The sequence below is a fragment of the Arthrobacter sp. SPT-J7 genome, from assembly GCF_059089965.1.
This window is the reverse complement of the sequence record NZ_JBNHFF010000577.1, coordinates 1-428: the sequence shown is the minus strand read 5'-3', so window position 1 is coordinate 428 and position 428 is coordinate 1. Positions and strand designations below refer to the sequence as shown.

At 64.0% G+C, this 428-nt stretch carries 1 pseudogene; it reads left to right on the top strand.

Features of this window, described 5'->3' with window-relative positions:
• Positions 1 to 423, top strand: a pseudogene (locus AC5RWX_RS34345) (ADP-forming succinate--CoA ligase subunit beta); the annotation flags it as partial.
• Positions 424 to 428 lie beyond the last annotated feature (5 nt).

Here is a 428-nt window from a genome sequence, read left to right as displayed (position 1 = left end):
GAAGTGGGCATCATCGGCAACGGTGCAGGCCTGGTCATGTCCACCCTGGACGTTGTTGCCTACGCTGGTGAAAACCACGGCAACGTCAAGCCCGCCAACTTCCTGGACATCGGCGGTGGAGCTTCCGCCGAAGTCATGGCGGCAGGCCTTGATGTAATCCTGGGCGACGAGCAGGTCAAGTCCGTGTTCGTGAACGTCTTCGGCGGCATCACCGCGTGTGACGCCGTCGCCAAGGGCATCGTAGGTGCGCTGGCCGAACTGGGCCACAACGCCAACAAGCCGCTGGTAGTCCGCCTCGACGGCAACAACGTTGAGGAAGGCCGCCGCATCCTGGCCGAGGCGAACCACCCGCTGGTTACCCTGGCCGCAACCATGGACGAGGGCGCCGACAAGGCCGCCGAGCTCGCCAACGCAGCTAAGTAAAGGGA